This is a genomic window from Mycobacterium sp. 29Ha (assembly GCF_032883055.1).
Lineage (GTDB): Bacteria > Actinomycetota > Actinomycetes > Mycobacteriales > Mycobacteriaceae > Mycobacterium > Mycobacterium gallinarum.
Window position 1 is genome coordinate 231758 of record NZ_JAMQTI010000006.1, and the last position, 15999, is coordinate 247756.

Sequence of the window (15999 nt, forward strand, 5' to 3'; positions counted from 1 at the left end):
ATCGTTGGCAGCGTGACGCTGCCTGTCTTCGTCGATGTCGACACGGGGGTCGACGACGCGATGGCGTTGGTGTATCTGTTCGCCAGCGACGACGCCGAAGTCGTTGGAATCGCCTCGACCGCCGGAAACGTTCCCGTACAACGGGTCTGCGAGAACAACCTGGGTCTGCTCGAGCTGTGCCGGATGAACGTTCCGGTGTCCAAGGGTTCCGAACGACCCCTGGTGGTGCCGTTACGCACCGCTGAAGACACCCACGGACCCAAGGGGATGGGTTACGCGCAACTGCCGTCGACCGATCGTGAACTCACCACGCACGACGCCGCCGACGCGTGGATTCGTGCGGCGCGCGCGTATCCCGGCGAGTTGGTCGCGATCGCCGTCGGCCCGTTGACCAATCTGGCACTGGCCATGCGCAGGGAACCGGCGCTGCCGAGACTGCTACGCCGGCTGGTCATCATGGGCGGCGCATTCGACTACCGCGGCAACACCACACCGGTGGCGGAGTGGAACATCAGCGTGGATCCGGAGGCCGCCGGAGAGGTCTTCGCCGTGTGGGGTGCAGCGTGGGGGCTGAAGCCACCCGAACATCTCCCAATTGTGCTCGGCCTGAACCTGACCGAGCACATCGCGATGACGCCGATGCTGCTGAGCCGACTCGCCGCGGCCGCGGAGTCGTCGTCGATCCCGATGAGCGTGCTGGACAACCGCGGCACGAAATCGGTCGCGTCCAATCCGTTGATCGCGGTGCTCGAGGACGCGATGCGGTTCTACTTCGAGTTCCACTTCGACCAGAACGAGGGCTATATCGCGCACCTGCACGACCCGCTGGCCGCGGCGGTTGTGCTGGATCCCGACCTTGTCCGCTGTCGACGCGTCACCGTCGACGTCGAGCTGACGGGCACCCTCACCAAGGGCATGACGATCGCGGACTGGAGCAACAGGTGGGGCCGGGAGCCCAATGCGCTCGTCGGCGTCGGCGTTGAGCCCGAGGCGTTCTTCGAACGTTTCATCGCCCGAGTGGGTGCGTTCGCGAAGAAACTCGGCTATTCGTAGATGCCTTCGACGAACCACCTCCTCTGCCGGTAGCAGAGCAGCAGCGCCCGCCCCGGCTTGCCATCGACCAGCACCTGCGCCCTGGCGGTGCGACCCGATTTGGTGAACTCAGGGTCCCACCACCGCTCGTCGACCGGCCAGGGCCCGGCCCACCAAGCCAGCCGGGAATCGTTCGAACCCGGTGAAACCAGACGCGACGGGTCCGCGGAGAACAGTCCACGGCCGGTCACCCGCACCGGATTCCCGCCGGCGTCGAACAGTTCGACCGGATCGTCGAGTAGCACCGTCGGTGACGGTTCGGGCAGTTGGCCCGGCCAGGGCTGAGCGGGATCGGCGCGCGGCACCTGCTCGTCACCCAGGGGCGTGAAGGTGATGCGTTCAGCCGGCCCACGACCACCACTGAGCATCGGCACCTGCACCGCCTCGGGTCCGAGCAGACCTTGTACGCGTACCAGCGCACGCCGCGCCCGCAGCCTGTCCTCTTCCCCAATGCCGCCCCACAGCGGCAACTGCAGCGCCTCGGCCGAAACCAGCTCCACCGGACGCAGCCGGATGACGGTGACCGGGGCGGTGGGCCGATCACCCGGATTGCGTCTGTTCAACCAGCCGTCCAGTTGCCAGCGCACCCGGTCGGCGGTGGCGTCCTCGGTCAGCGGTTCGGCGCAGCGCCAAACCCGTTCCAACTCTTCGCCGTTGGCGGTGATCGCGTGGATGGCCAGGCGGGTGCATCCCACCCCGGACGCCTCCAGGCTGCGGTGCAGGGCCCCCGCCAGTGAGCGGCCCGCGAACGCTGCGGCATCCACCCGATCGATAGGCGGGTCGCAGTCCATGACGGCGTCGAACTCCTGCTCGGGTTCACGACCCGACGGTCCCCTGGCCGGCTCGCCACGGGCGAACCGGTGCGCGACCACCGCGTCGGCGCCGAAGCGCGAGGCCACGTCGCTGCGAGCCAATGCCGCGAACTGTCCGATCGTCCGGATTCCCATGCGCCACAGCAGGTCTGCCAAGTCATCACGGCCGGGCGCAGCCAGGCTCGGCTCGGTGGCCAGCTGCCGGATGGACAGCGCCGACAGGAACAGTGCGTCCTTGCCGGACTCGACGATCCGTCCCGCTCGCGCGGCGAAGACCGCGGTGGGCAGTTGATCGGCGACACCGACCTGACATTCGGCTCCGGCCGCGGCCACCGCGTCGACCAGTCGCTCGGAGGCCGCCTGTTCGGACCCGAAGTAGCGGGCCGCCCCGCGCACCGGCAGGACCAACAGGCCGGGCCGCAGCACTTCGGCCCGTGGCACCAGGTCGTCCACCGCGGCCGTCACGTCCTCGAAATGGCGGGCATCACGCGCCGGATCGGCGGTGACGACATGTAGATCCGGACACCTGGCCTGCGACTCCCGGCGGCGCAGTCCCCGCCGCACGCCCACCGAACGCGCCGACGCCGAACACGCGATGACCCGGTTGGCCAACGTCACCGCGACCGGCGCCGTGGGTGTCAAACCAGCCGCCGCCGCGGCGGCGACCGCGGGCCAGTCCATGCACCAGATGGCCAATACGCGCGACGACACAGCCCGCTCACTGCGCAACCGGGGTCAGCCCGGCCCGGCCGCTCACGACCCGGCCACTGACCGAATAGGCCAGTTGCACCTTGGCGATTCGGCCGAATCCGGGGCGGGCACGGCCGGTGATCTCATAGCCGCAGACCCTGGCATCCAGACGGGCGGACGCACCCTGCCAGTCACCGTCGGTGACCAGCAGGGTGCAGCCCTTCTGCCGCGCCCGGGCAACGACCGCCCGCGCACGGGTGGCAGGCACCGAACGCCCACCCAGTCCGAGCACCACCATGTCCATGCCGTCCATCAGCACGGCGGCCACCTCGACCGGATCGCTTCCGGGATCGGGGACGACCGCGATCCTGCTCAGATCCGCGCCCATCTCCACGGCGGCCAGCAGACCGGCCTCAGGGTGACCGACGATCGCGGCATGTCCGCCCTCCGCCGTCACCGCCGCCACCATGCTCAACGCCAGCGATCGAGCACCCGACAACACCGCCACGGTCCCGCGCGGCAACGGTGCAGCTAGAACATTGCCATGGGAGTCCCGCCCACGCGCAGCGTAGGGGGAAGTTTCGGGTATCGGCAGCAAACTTTCCGACGCCGGAAGCGGATCGCTGGCCGGTGCCGCTCCACGACGCCCGCCACCCACCTTTCCGGATACTGCCGCTATCCTGCGACGCAGGTGTTCTAGCTGTTCAGCGCGGTCAGGACGGCCCTGATCCAGGGGCAAGGCAGCTGTCACAGCAGCACCTCCTGCATCACCAGTTTCACTCTGTTTTCGAATGTATGTTCGATACCCCGAGTAAACACCTGCCCACCGACAACCGTCAAGCGGATCGAACTCGGGCCAGCCTTGCCATTGCACGATGGTGACATTGACAAATGTCATCATTTGGTGTTGTACTCCGAGAGTGCTCAACGGAGAGCCCGCAATGCCCGAGCGCGGTTCGCTGCGCTCGCGCAGCGCGGCATCGATCAGCGCCATGACCCTGCGACAGATCAGCGCCGTGCTCCCGCCGGATCAGGCGTGGGGAGTATGGCTTTCGCGTCAGATCGTGGCCCGCATCATGGATACGTTCGGCCCATCGATGATCGGCACACACGTGCGACGCGTCGACACCAGGATGTCCGACGGCCGTCGCGTCATCGGTGAATGGGTTCACGGCCCAGGCGTGCAGCGCAACCGCGCCGAAGCGGTCTACTTCGTCCATGGCAGCGGATTCGTCCTCTGCTCGCCGCGCACGCACCGCCGACTCACGTCCTGGCTTTCCCAGCTGACCGGGTTACCGGTCTTCTCCATCGACTACCGCCTCGCGCCCAAGCACCGATTCCCCACCGCGGCAGACGATGTCCGCACCGGATGGGAATGGCTGATACACGACCAGGGCATGGCGCCGCAGCGCACCGTCATCGCGGGGGATTCCGCGGGCGGCCATTTGGCCGTCGACCTGTTGCTGCAGCCCGATGTCACCCATCCCGCGGCACTCGCGTTGCTCTCCCCCGTCCTGGATCTGACGTTCTCCCTGGCGCGCACACGCGAACGGACTCGCCGAGACCCGGCCATCCGCTCGGCGGACGCCATTCGGTTGATCGAGTTGTACTGCGCCGGAGTCGATTCGACGCATCCCCGCCTGAAGCTCGACGTCGCTGAGGGCCGCACTCTGCCGGCGACGCTGATCCAGGCCGGCGGGGCCGAGATGCTGGCCGCCGACGCCATCGCGCTGGCCGAACACATTCGCGCCGCGGGTGGAACCTGCGAACTCGAGGTGTGGCCGGATCAGGTGCACGTCTTCCAGGCGCTGCCGCGGCTGACACCTGAGGCGCGACCGGCGATGCACCGGCTCGCATCGTTCCTCTCGGGAGCATTGCGCGGCAACATCATCGACCAGGCAGCGGGGTGACAGGCATGGGCCTGTTCGGATCGTCGAAGAAACGCAGCCACGACGCCGCGGCGGTGATCACCGGCGCGGGCAGTGGCATCGGCGCGGCATTCGCAAGAGAGCTCGCCAACCGCGGCGGGCGCGTGGTGTGCAGCGACATCGACGAAACCGCGGCGGGCGCCACGGTCGACGCGATCATCGCCAATGGCGGTGAGGCGTTGGCATCTCGTTGCGACGTCTCACAACTCGACGACGTCACGGCGCTGGCCAAAGAGGCACAGTCTTGGTTCGACGGCCCACCGACCGTGGTCATCAACAACGCCGGTGTCGGTGCGGGCGGCCTGCCCATCGGCGAGATGAGCGTCGACGACTGGCAATGGGTGCTCGACATCAATCTCTGGGGACCGATTTACGGCTGCCATGTCTTCACGCCCATCCTGCGCGAGGCGGGATATGGCGGCATCATCAACGTCGCATCGGCCGCGGCGTTCGGAGCAGCGCCCGGGATGGCGGCATACAACGTCAGTAAGGCCGGCACGCTGTCGCTGTCCGAGACGCTGGCCGCCGAGCTGTCCGGCACCGGCGTCAACGTCACCGTGCTGTGCCCGACGTTCGTCAAGACGAATATCGTCGACGCGGGTCGGATCTCCGACAGGTCAACACAACTGGCCGACATGCTGATGCGTTGGACCGGTTTCTCACCAGAGCGGGTGGCCCGCACCTGCCTGGACACCCTGGACCGCGGCGGCCTCTACTGCATGCCGCAACCCGATGCCCGGATCGGCTGGGGTATCAAACGTTTCGCCCCGACGGTGTACACCCGCGCCGTCGGCCTCACCACCCGTGTCACCACGCCGTAGGAGGATCGAGATGGCCCCCAACTCAAAGATCGATATGGACGCGATGCTCGACAAGATCAAAGACCGACAGTGGGCGCTGGCCGACATCGACTGGGACGCACCGGGCGCGGAGCTGATCACCGATGAACAGCGACCCAAACTCAAGGCCTTCATGGCCGACCTCTGCTGGATCGAGAACATCGGTGCCCGTGGCTTTGCAGCGCTGGCCAAGAAGGCGCCCACGCCGACCATCGCCGAGATCTATCGCTACTTCCATGCCGAGGAACAGCGGCACGCCAATGCCGAACTCGCACTGATGAAGCGCTGGGGCATGCTCGAAGACGGGGAAGTTCCCGAACCCAACGTCAACATCCGGCTCGCCATCGACTGGCTGGACCGCTGGGCCGACGACATGCCGCTCTCGCTGCTGGGCACCGTCATTCCGATGCTCGAGGTCGCACTCGACGGCGCACTGCTGAAGTTTCTGCTCGACGAAGTGCACGACCCCGTTTGCCATCAGGTGTTCGAGAAGATCAACAACGACGAGTCCCGGCATCTGGTGGTCGATTTCGAGGTGCTCGACATGATCGGCCACGCCAAGATCCGCAGGCTCCTGATCGACTTCGTCGGCCACAACGCCACCCCGGGACTCATCATCGGCGCGGTCATGGGCGCACCGCTGATCAACAGGATCCGCAACGAGATCACGGCCATGGGCATGGAGCCCGAGCGGCTGTACCGAGCGGTGAAGCGATTCAAGGAACTCGGCGATCGCGGCCAGCACACCCACCGGGTACCGACGTATCTGTTCCTGCGGCGCTACGCCGGAGTGGTGACCAATCCACGTCACCCGTATCACCTGTTGGCCAACTCGATGGTCTGGCTCTCCGACCGGTATCCACGGCCACTGCTGCCCTCGGTCCCGAGCTGGGTCAAAGAGGTCACCCACGAGCCGGCGGCGTGAGGATGAACATGAGGGTCAGCACCCACACCTACGACACCCTGATCGTCGGCGCCGGATTCACCGGCATAGGTGCGGCGATCAAGCTCAGCGAGGCCGACGTCGACGACTTCGTCATCCTGGAGCGCAGCGACCGCGTCGGCGGCACCTGGCGGGACAACACATATCCCGGTGCGGCATGTGATGTTCCGTCGCTGCTGTACTCGTATTCGTTCGTGAAGAACTCGTCATGGTCGCGGGCCTACTCCCCCGCTGACGAGATCTGCCGGCATATCGAGGACATGACCGAGAAGTTCGACATCGAACGCCGTATTCGATTCGGCGTGGAGGTCAACGGCCTCGACTTCGACGAAAAGACCGGCACCTGGATCGTGAAGACCAAGGGGCGAGAGAGTTTTCGGGCCCGCACCGTGGTGCTGGCCTCCGGCCCACTGCCCGACCACAAATGGCCGGACATCCGCGGCCTCGACACCTACCAGGGGCACAAGATCCACAGCGCCCGGTGGGACCACGATTACGACTTCTCCGGCAAGCGCGTCGCGGTCATCGGCACCGGCGCCAGCGCTGTGCAGATCGTGCCCGAACTGGTCAAGCGGGCGGAGTTCGTGAAGGTCTTCCAGCGCACTCCGGGCTGGATGCTGCCTCGTCTGGACACCGCCGTCCCTGCCGCGGCACAGGTGTTGTTCGCGAAAGTGCCTGCCGTACAAGAGCTTGCACGGCAGGCTTTGTTCTGGGGTCACGAGCTCAGCGCGACGGCGCTGGTGTGGAACACGCCGCTGACCGGACTGGTCGCCAGGCTGGGCAAGGCGCACCTGCACAGGCAGGTCAAGGATCCATGGCTGCGACGGCAGCTGACGCCGGACTTCACCCCCGGCTGCAAACGGATGCTCGTCTCCAGCGACTACTATCCGGCGCTGCAGAAGGACAACTGCAAGCTCATCGACTGGCCGATCGCCACGATGAGCCCCGTCGGAATCCGCACCAGCGACGGTGTCGAGCATCATCTGGACTGCGTCGTTTTCGCCACCGGTTACGACGTGCACCTGACCGGACCGCCGTATGAGGTCACCGGCATCGGCGGCCGCTCACTGTCGCAGGAGTGGGCGTCGGGCGCACAGGCCTACAAGAGCATCAACGCTCACGGCTATCCGAACCTGTTCTTCATGACGGGACCGAACTCCGGGCCGGGCCACAATTCGTTGCTGGTCTACGTCGAGGGCCAGCTCGACTACGCGGTCAGCGGCATCACCACGATCCTGCGGGAGAACCTGAAATATCTGGACGTGCGCCAGGACGTTCAGGAGCGCTACAACGACCGCATCCAGCAGCGCCTGACCAGGACGACATGGATGTCGGGCTGCAGCAGCTGGTATCTGACGGCCGACGGCTTCAACGCCTCGATGTACCCCGGCTTCGCCACGCAGTATCTTCGTCAGATGCGCGACTACCGCTTCTCCGACTACGTCGCCGTCGAGCACGGCGCGCGCACCGGCAGCGGTGCCCTCTCGAGCGCATGACCAATCCGCCGGAGAAGCCACCGCGCCAGCAGGCGGGGGCGATCTCGGCGATCCTGAAGAGCCTGCGGCGCGCTCCCCGGCGTGTGCGCCGCGGCTCCCGCGATGTCATCGAAACCGCCGTATCGCAGTTGTTCGACGCGGCCGTGCTTCATCCGCACCCCGAATCCACTTCCGGCGAGTACCGCATCGACGAGCTCGCGCGCCTGGCCGGTACCACGACCCGCAACATCCGGGTGTACCGCGACCGTGGACTGCTGCATCCGCCGTTGCGGGTCGGGCGGATCGCGCTTTTCAACGACACACATCTGACGCGGCTGCGCCTCATCACCTCGATGTTGAATCGCGGCTACAACATCGCGCACGTCCACGAGATGCTGTCGGCCTGGGAGCAGGGCAAGAACCTGGGCGACATGCTGGGCATCGAATCGGCGATCGCGGGTAGCTGGGCGACGGAGAAGCCCGAGCGGATGAGCGTCGCCGAAGCGCGCCGGCTGGTCGACGACGATCCGGGATTCGACCGCATGGTGGGACTCGGCGTGATCAAGCTGGAAGACGGCGAGGCGGTCGTGGTGCGCCCCAAGCTGATCGAGGCGTTCAACGAGATCAGGCAGTACGGTGTCGCGACCGACAAACTGATCGACCTGCACGAGCAGATCTCACCGCTGCTCGATCAGATCAGCGGACTGCTTGTGCAGGCCGGCATCGAAGAGGTGCTGCACCGGGTCAACCCGGGCGCCGCGCTGCCGCCGGATACCGAAGTGGCCGAACTGATTACGATGCTGGTACGGTTCCGCACCCAGGCTGTGTCGGCGGTCTCGGCCACGCTGGCCTTCTCTATCGAATCGACCATCGAGTCGACGGTCGGTCAGATCCTCGGTGAGTTCATCGAGAAGGAACCGCCCCCGGACGCCGATGTCTGATCATTCCCATTCGATGGTGCCCGGCGGCTTGCTGGTGATGTCCAGCACGACGCGGTTCACCTCGCGGACCTCGTTGGTGATACGTGTCGAGATGCGTTCGAGCACTTCGTAGGGCACTCGCGTCCAGTCCGCGGTCATCGCGTCCTCGCTGGACACCGGGCGCAGCACGATCGGGTGACCATAGGTCCGCCCATCGCCCTGCACCCCCACGGAACGGACTCCGGCAAGCAGCACCACGGGGCACTGCCAGATCTGGTGGTCCAGCCCTGCGGACGTCAGTTCCTCCCGCGCGATCGAGTCGGCCCGCCGCAGCGTCTCAAGTCGCTGCGCGGTCACCTCACCGACAATCCGGATGCCCAAGCCCGGCCCTGGGAAGGGTTGGCGCGCAACGATTTCCTCAGGCAATCCCAGCTCGCGGCCAACCGCGCGCACCTCGTCTTTGAACAGCAGCCGCAGCGGCTCGACCAGTTTGAACTTCAGGTCGTCGGGCAGCCCGCCGACGTTGTGGTGGCTCTTGATGTTCGCAGTTCCCGACCCGCCGCCGGACTCCACCACGTCGGGATACAGCGTGCCCTGCACCAGATAATCGACCTCAGAACCGGTGTCCCCCACGATGTCTCGGACCGCACCTTCAAAGGCACGGATGAACTGCCTGCCGATGATCTTGCGCTTACCCTCGGGGTCGGTCACCCCGGACAGTGCTTCCAGGAACCGGTCGGCGACGTCGACGGTGACCAGATTGGCACCGGTGGCCGCGACGAAGTCACGCTGAACCTGCGCACGCTCCCCCGCCCTCAGCAGACCGTGGTCGACGAATACACACGTCAACCGGTCGCCGATGGCCCGCTGCACCAACGCGGCGGCCACCGCGGAGTCCACGCCGCCGGACAGACCGCAGATCGCGCGCCCGTCGCCGATCTGCTCACGCACCTGCTCGACGAGCGCATCGGCGATGTTCGCAGGCGTCCACGTCGAGTCGATACCCGCGAATTCGTGCAGGAATCGGCTCAGAATCTGCTGACCGTGCGGGGTGTGCATCACCTCGGGGTGGTACTGCACGCCTGCCAGGCCCTTGGCCCGGTTCTCGAACGCGGCGACGGGCGCACCGGAGCTGGTGGCGACCACATCGAAGCCCTCGGGGGCGACGGTCACGGCGTCTCCATGGCTCATCCACACCGGCTGGGTGGTGGGCAGATCGGAATGAAGGTCTCCCCCAGTCACTTCCAGCTCCGTGCGGCCGAACTCACTGGTGCCGGTCCGGGCGACGGTTCCGCCGAGCGCCTGGGCCATCGCCTGAAAGCCGTAGCAGATACCGAAAACCGGTACCCCCAGGTCGAACACCTCGGCATTCAGCTGCGGGGCACCGTCTTCGTACACACTCGCGGGACCGCCCGACAGCACGATGGCCTGCGGGTCGCGTGCCTTGATCTCCTCGACCGTCGCGGTGTGCGGAATCACCTCGGAATAGACCCGCGCTTCGCGGACGCGGCGGGCGATCAACTGCGCATATTGCGCTCCGAAGTCGATGACCAGCACGGGCCGGGGAGAACCTGTTGTCACCCGGTCAGTCTAGTCAGCGACTCCACAGCACCGACGAACCTTCTTCGCTCGTGGCCCAGCGCACGCCCGTCAGATCCATGCCCAAGTATGCCCACGGACGAAATTGGGAATGGTGAACTGGAAGCACGCACCCGAGAAGCCAAAGCGAGGTACCCAGTGCTCGGTCTACCCGAACGGATCCGTGCCACACTTTTCGACCTCGATGGCGTGCTGACAGACACCGCCAGCGTGCACAAAAAGGCCTGGAAGCTGATGTTCGACAACTTTCTCGAGGCGCAGGCAGAGCAGGCGGGAACCCAATTCGTGCCGTTCGACGTCGACTCCGATTACCTGAAGTACGTCGACGGCAAGAAGCGCGAGGACGGGGTCCGGTCCTTTCTCGCCAGCAGAGGTATCACGCTGCCCGACGGTGCCCCGGATGACGCTCCGGACGCCCAGACCGTCTTCGGGCTCGGAAACCGCAAGAACGAGGCGTTCCAGCACACCCTGCAGACCGACGGGGTCGAGGTCTTCGACGGATCTCGCCGCTACCTCGAGGCCGTTGTGAACGCGGGGTTCGGCACGGCGGTGGTGTCGTCCAGCGCGAACACCCGCCAGGTGCTAGAGCTGACGGGGCTCGACAAATTCGTCCAGCAACGCGTGGACGGCGTGACGCTGCGGGAGCAGAACATCGCGGGCAAGCCCGCTCCGGACTCGTTTCTGCGCGCGGCAGAACTGCTCGGAGTCACCCCTGCCGAGGCGGCCGTGTTCGAGGATGCGCTCTCCGGCGTCGAGGCGGGCCGTGCGGGAGATTTCGGATACGTCGTCGGTGTCGACCGGGTGGGCCACGCAGAGGCGTTGCGGCGCAACGGTGCCGACGTGGTGGTGGCCGACCTCGCAGAGTTGATGTCGCGATGATCACCGGCGAAAACTTCATAGTCGAACCGTGGCACATTCGTGAAACCTCGTTAGACCTAAGCCTTTTGGACGAATCCGAATCACTGTTTGCGCTGTCCAACGGCCACATCGGCATGCGAGGAAACCTCGAAGAGGGTGAACCGCACGGCCTTCCCGGCACCTACCTGAACTCGTACTACGAGGTACGCCCGTTGCCCTACGCCGAGGCGGGGTTCGGTTATCCCGAGGCGGGCCAGACGATCGTCAACGTCACCAACGGCAAGATCGTCCGCCTGCTCGTCGACGACGAACCCTTCGATGTCCGGTACGGCGACCTGCTCGAGCATGAACGCGTTCTGGATCTGCGCGCCGGCACGTTGACCCGCACCGCACATTGGCGCTCCCCGGCGGGCAAGCAGGTCAAGATCGTCACGACCCGGCTGGTGTCGCTGGCGCAGCGCAGTGTCGCAGCGATCGAGTACACCGTCGAGGCGGTCGACGAGTTCACCCGCGTCACCGTCCAGTCCGAGCTGGTCGCCAACGAGCAGCTGCCCTCGTCCGAAGACGACCCCAGAGTGGCGGCCGTGCTCGACAAACCGTTGGAGGCCGTCGGGCACGAGCACTCCGAACGCGGCGCCATCCTGCTACACCGCACACGGGCCAGCCAGCTGCTGATGGCCGCGGCGATGTCTCACGACGTCGAGGTCCCCGGCCGGGTCGAAGTGACCACCGGAGCGGGCGAGGACTGGGCGACCACCACCGTGATCTGCGGTCTGCGACCGGGTCAACGGCTACGCATCGTGAAATACCTCGCCTACGGGTGGTCGAGCCTGAGATCGCGGCCCGCGCTGCGGGACCAGGCCGCCGCAGCGGTCAGCGGTGCGCGCTACACGGGATGGGAGGGACTGCTCAAGTCCCAGCGCGAGTATCTCGACGACTTCTGGGACTGCGCCGATGTCGAGGTCGAGGGCGACCCCGACAGCCAGCAGGCGGTGCGGTTCGGACTGTTCCACGTTCTGCAGTCCAGTGCGCGCGCCGAACGTCGGGCCATTCCGGGCAAGGGGCTGACGGGCACCGGGTACGACGGTCACGCGTTCTGGGACACAGAGGGTTTCGTGCTGCCGCTCCTGACCTACACGGCGCCATATGCCGCGGCGGACGCGTTGAGGTGGCGGGCCTCGACGCTGGATCTCGCCAGGGAACGAGCCGCACAACTCGACCTCACCGGAGCCGCGTTCCCGTGGCGCACCATCCGCGGCGAGGAGTGCTCGGCGTACTGGCCCGCCGGTACGGCCGGCTGGCACGTGAACGCCGACATCGCCATGGCATTCGAGCGGTATCGCATCGTGACGGGTGACGATTCCCTGGAAGCCGAGTGCGGGCTGGCGGTTCTCGTGGAGACGGCGCGGTTGTGGCTGTCGCTCGGACATCACGACCGGCACGGCGTGTGGCACATCGACGGGGTCACGGGACCCGACGAGTACACGGCGGTCGTGCGGGACAACGTGTTCACCAATCTGATGGCGGCACATAACCTTCGGGCCGCGGCCGAGGCCTGCCTTCGCCACCCCGACCGCGCCGAGGGACTGGGCGTCACCGAGGCGGAGATGGCCGATTGGCGCACTGCCGCCGACGACGCGTTCATCCCCTTCGACGACGAACTCGGTGTCCATCCGCAGTGCGCCGGTTTCACCACCCTCCGGGAGTGGGACTTCACGTCCAACACCGAATATCCCCTGCTGTTGCACGAACCGTATGTACGGCTGTACCCGGCGCAGGTGATCAAACAGGCGGATCTGGTGTTGGCCATGCAGTGGCAGAGCCACGCGTTCACCCCCGAACAGAGGGCGCGCAACGTCGACTACTACGAGCGCCGCACTACGCGCGACTCATCGCTGTCGGCGTGTACCCAGGCGGTGATGTGCGCCGACGTCGGCCATCTCGAACTCGCACATGACTACGCGTACGAGGCCGCGCTCATCGATCTGCGCGACCTGCACCACAACACTCGCGACGGCCTGCACATGGCGTCTTTGGCAGGCGCCTGGACCGCGCTGGTGGCGGGGTTCGGCGGACTGCGTGACGACGACGGTGTGCTGTCGCTTGATCCGCAACTGCCGTCCGGTATCTCACGTCTGCGGTTCCGGTTGCGCTGGAGGGACTTTCGGATCACAGTCGATGCCAACCACAAAGATGTCACCTACACCGTCCGCGACGGGCCGCACTCATTCCTGACGATTCGTCACGCACGCGAGGAAATCAAGCTCGGTACGGACCGCCCGACGACTGTCGCGCTGAGGCGCCGCGAGCCGCTGCTTCCGGAACCGCAGCAACCGCCGGGCCGAGAGCCGTTGCGCCGCAGGATGTTGTAGGGGGTTCAGGCCAGTTTCTTGGCATCCGGCAGACCGCCGGTTGCCTCGAACACGACGCGCCTGCCGATCTCGACGGCGTGGTCGGCGAAACGCTCGTAATAGCGGCCCAGCAACGCGACATCGACTGCGGAGCAGACCCCGTCCTGCCACTTGTTGTCGATCAGCAGCGTGAACAGGTGACGGTGCTCCGCATCCACCGCATCGTCCAGGTCGTGCATCTGCGAAGCCTTTTCCGAATCACTGGACAGCAGCACCTCACGCGCAATCCCCGCCATCAGGACTGCTCGTTTGCCCATCTCCGCAAAGCTGGCCCGCACCTCGTCGGGCAGCGCGCACTCCGGGTGGCGCAACCGCGAGATGCTGGCCACATGCACCGCAAGCGCACCCATTCTCTCGATATCGGCGCCGATATGGATGGCGCAGACCACCGTCCGCAAATCGCCGGCCACCGGCTGCTGCAGCGCGAGCAGTTTGAGCGCCGTATCCTCGGCCTGCCGGCCCATGACCGCAATGCGTTCCTGCTCGGCGATGACCTCTTCGGCCAGCGACAGGTCCGCTTCCAGCAGGGCCCGCGTCGCATCGTCCATCGCCTTGGCTGCCAGGCCGCACATGTCGGCCAGCCGCGCGCCCAAGCCCGACAACTGTTCGCGATAGGCGGTTCGCATCGGCAATAGGTACCCGAGACCGCTCAGGTAAAACCTGTCAGCTGGCGTTTTTTCCTGCCGAGCTGACCGGTTCGATCGGCAGATGGCGCAGCGCCGCGGGCGCATCGGCGGGTACGACAGGATGTGCCGGCGGAATCGGATCGAGGCGCTTGTAGGGTTCCCCCTGCTTTGGACGCTGATCGATCTCACCCTTGTTCGGCCACAGCGATGCCGCGCGCTCGGCCTGCGCCGTGATCGAAAGCGATGGATTGACACCGAGGTTCGCCGAGATCGCCGCACCGTCGTGCACCGAGAGCGTCGGATACCCGTACACCCGCTGATACGGATCGATGACTCCGTGGTCGGCGGTGTCGCCGATCGCAGCGCCGCCGAGGTAGTGGGCGGTCAGCGGGATGTTGAACAGTTCACCCCAGGTGCCGCCCGCGACGCCGTCGATCTTTTCGGCTATCCGGCGCGTGACCTCGTTGCCCACCGGGATCCATGTCGGATTGGGTTCGCCGTGACCTTGCCTGCTGTCCAGCCGCCGGAAGCCGAACTTCGTGCGCCGGGTGAATGTCGTGATGGAGTTGTCCAGGTGCTGCATGACGAGCGCGATCATCGTCCGCTCGCTCCACTTACGCGGGTTCAGCAACCGCAGCAGCTTGCGGGGGTTCGACCCCGCCTGCACGAAGAACTGCTTCCACCGTGGCACGTCAGAACCCTGCGGCCCCGCGCCGTCGGTCATCAGGGTCTGCAACAGCCCCATGGCATTGCTGCCCTTGCCGTAGCGCACCGGTTCGATGTGCGTATCGGAAGTCGGGTGAATCGACGACGTGATGGCCACCCCGTGGGTGAGATCGAGATCGGGTGAGACCTCGAAACGACCTGCACCGACGATCGATTCCGAATTGGTTCGCGTGAGCACACCGAGCTTCTCCGACAGCTTCGGCAGCTTGCCCTTGTCGCGCATGTCGAACAACAGCTTCTGCGTGCCGAACGTCCCCGCCGCGAGCACCACATGGGTGGCGGTGTACTTGCGCCGCTTGAGTGGCAACAGACCCGTCCGTTTCGCGCGCACCTCCCACACTCCGTCGGACCGCTGCGAGAAACTCGATACCGTCGTCATCGGAATGATCTCTGCCCCAGCCTTTTCGGCGAGGCCGAGATAGTTCTTCAGCAGGGTGTTCTTGGCGCCGTAGCGGCAACCCGTCATGCAGGATCCGCATTCGATGCAGCCGGTGCGCGCCGGACCGGCACCGCCGAAGTACGGATCCGGCACCGTCTTACCCGGAGCCTTCGTGCCGTCGGGGCCGAAGAACACCCCGACGGGCGTCGCGACGAACGTGTCCTCGACACCCATATCGGCGGCGACCTCTTTCATGATGCGGTCGGCGTCTGTGAACGTCGGATTCTGGACCACGCCGAGCATTCGCTGCGCCTGGTCGTAATGCGGGGTCAGCTCGCCACGCCAATCGGTGATCTGCTCCCATTGCGGGTCGTTGAAGAACGCGTCCGGCGGGACGTACAGGGTGTTGGCGTAGTTGAGCGAGCCTCCGCCGACACCCGCGCCGGCCAGGATCATCACGTTGCGCAACAGATGGATTCGTTGGATGCCGTACATGCCGAGTTTCGGCGCCCATAGGAACTTGCGCAGATTCCAGGACGTCTTCGCGAACTCGTCGTCGGCGAACCGGCGACCGGCCTCGAGAACGCCGACGCGGTAGCCCTTCTCGGTGAGCCGTAGAGCGGTGACACTGCCACCGAAACCGGAACCGATGATGAGGACGTCGTAGTCAGGCTTCATCGGCCCAGTATCTAACTACCGGC

Annotated in this window: 13 protein-coding genes; 8 read left to right on the top strand and 5 right to left on the bottom strand. The window is 66.1% G+C overall.

Going from position 1 to position 15999, the window contains the following annotated elements; all coding sequences use genetic code 11:
• Window positions 1-12: 12 nt before the first annotated feature.
• Entirely contained in the window at window positions 13-1053 is a 1041-nt protein-coding gene (locus M1248_RS10310) for a nucleoside hydrolase (protein ID WP_317148259.1), read from the top strand.
• On the opposite strand, the gene M1248_RS10315 is transcribed toward M1248_RS10310, so the two are convergent.
• Both M1248_RS10315 and M1248_RS10320 read right to left on the bottom strand, forming a co-directional pair.
• Window positions 1044-2585 (bottom strand): DNA polymerase Y family protein, encoded by a 1542-nt coding sequence (locus M1248_RS10315; protein WP_317148291.1) that lies wholly within the window; start codon window positions 2583-2585, stop codon window positions 1044-1046. The two genes, M1248_RS10310 and M1248_RS10315, sit on opposite strands and share 10 nt — an antisense overlap.
• Before the next feature lie 37 nt (window positions 2586-2622).
• Window positions 2623-3345 carry a hypothetical protein gene (locus M1248_RS10320; RefSeq protein ID WP_317148260.1) on the bottom strand — a complete coding sequence of 241 codons (723 nt, stop codon included), beginning with the start codon at window positions 3343-3345 and terminating at the stop codon, window positions 2623-2625.
• Between the two features lie 190 nt (window positions 3346-3535).
• Here M1248_RS10320 and M1248_RS10325 point away from each other — a divergent pair, with 190 nt between their 5' ends.
• Genes M1248_RS10325 through M1248_RS10345 form a run of 5 tightly spaced genes read left to right on the top strand, consistent with a single transcriptional unit; the run spans window position 3536 to window position 8720 of the window.
• On the top strand, window positions 3536-4504 hold the full coding sequence (locus M1248_RS10325; protein WP_317148261.1) for an alpha/beta hydrolase: 969 nt from the start codon (window positions 3536-3538) through the stop codon (window positions 4502-4504).
• Between the two features lie 5 nt (window positions 4505-4509).
• Window positions 4510-5343 carry an SDR family NAD(P)-dependent oxidoreductase gene (locus M1248_RS10330; RefSeq protein WP_317148262.1) on the top strand — a complete coding sequence of 278 codons (834 nt, stop codon included), beginning with the start codon at window positions 4510-4512 and terminating at the stop codon, window positions 5341-5343.
• A gap of 10 nt (window positions 5344-5353) precedes the next feature.
• On the top strand, window positions 5354-6286 hold the full coding sequence (locus M1248_RS10335; protein ID WP_317148263.1) for a ferritin-like domain-containing protein: 933 nt from the start codon (window positions 5354-5356) through the stop codon (window positions 6284-6286).
• An 8-nt stretch (window positions 6287-6294) separates the two neighbouring features.
• Window positions 6295-7800, top strand: a complete 1506-nt coding sequence (locus tag M1248_RS10340; RefSeq protein WP_317148264.1) for an NAD(P)/FAD-dependent oxidoreductase — start codon at window positions 6295-6297, stop codon at window positions 7798-7800.
• Window positions 7797-8720 (top strand): MerR family transcriptional regulator, encoded by a 924-nt coding sequence (locus tag M1248_RS10345; protein WP_317148265.1) that lies wholly within the window; start codon window positions 7797-7799, stop codon window positions 8718-8720. The genes M1248_RS10340 and M1248_RS10345 overlap by 4 nt, the downstream gene beginning before the upstream one ends.
• Here M1248_RS10345 and guaA read toward each other — a convergent pair whose 3' ends face one another.
• Complete coding sequence (gene guaA / locus M1248_RS10350) at window positions 8721-10280, bottom strand: glutamine-hydrolyzing GMP synthase (RefSeq protein WP_317148266.1); 1560 nt, start codon at window positions 10278-10280, stop codon at window positions 8721-8723. It abuts the gene before it with no gap.
• A 156-nt stretch (window positions 10281-10436) separates the two neighbouring features.
• Between guaA and M1248_RS10355 the strand changes: the two genes are divergently transcribed.
• Together M1248_RS10355 and M1248_RS10360 are read left to right on the top strand one after the other, a co-directional pair.
• Window positions 10437-11177, top strand: a complete 741-nt coding sequence (locus M1248_RS10355) for a beta-phosphoglucomutase family hydrolase (protein ID WP_163735777.1) — start codon at window positions 10437-10439, stop codon at window positions 11175-11177.
• A complete protein-coding gene (locus M1248_RS10360; protein WP_317148267.1) occupies window positions 11174-13528 on the top strand; it encodes a glycoside hydrolase family 65 protein in 2355 nt (784 codons plus the stop codon). Before M1248_RS10355 ends, M1248_RS10360 begins: the two co-directional genes overlap by 4 nt.
• A gap of 5 nt (window positions 13529-13533) precedes the next feature.
• Here the strand turns inward: M1248_RS10360 and phoU are convergent, their stop codons facing one another.
• A complete protein-coding gene (gene phoU, locus M1248_RS10365; protein ID WP_163735771.1) occupies window positions 13534-14193 on the bottom strand; it encodes a phosphate signaling complex protein PhoU in 660 nt (219 codons plus the stop codon).
• 37 nt (window positions 14194-14230) lie between these two features.
• Entirely contained in the window at window positions 14231-15976 is a 1746-nt protein-coding gene (locus tag M1248_RS10370; protein WP_317148268.1) for a GMC family oxidoreductase, read from the bottom strand.
• Between the last annotated feature and the right edge of the window lie 23 nt (window positions 15977-15999).